This window comes from Saezia sanguinis (assembly GCF_003991585.1).
Lineage (GTDB): Bacteria > Pseudomonadota > Gammaproteobacteria > Burkholderiales > Burkholderiaceae_C > Saezia > Saezia sanguinis.
The window spans coordinates 1-258 of record NZ_PQSP01000122.1; the positions used below are offsets into that span (position 1 = coordinate 1).

At 67.4% G+C, this 258-nt stretch carries 1 protein-coding gene; it reads right to left on the reverse strand.

Features of this window, described 5'->3' with window-relative positions; genetic code table 11:
* Positions 1-258 (reverse strand): hypothetical protein (locus tag CUZ56_RS15875; RefSeq protein ID WP_204250959.1); only part of this gene is annotated, 258 nt, incomplete at both ends.

Below are 258 nucleotides of genomic sequence, written 5' to 3' on the forward strand. Positions count from 1 at the left end.
TCCTTGTGGTGATAGATCGAGCGCTGGACGAAGTATTCGCGCACCTGGTCCCAGGTGCCCTCGTCGCGCAGCCACGCCGGTGTACCGCCCGCCGTGGACGCGGTCAGCAGCCGATCCAGTTCGGCGCCGACATCGTGCCCGCCGGGCACTTCGGCGCGGAGTGCGTCCTCGAACCGGCGTTCCAGTTCCCGTCGCAGTCCGAGCAGGCCACTGTCCCACTCCCACTCGGGATCTACATCGCGGAACCCTTGGTAGTGC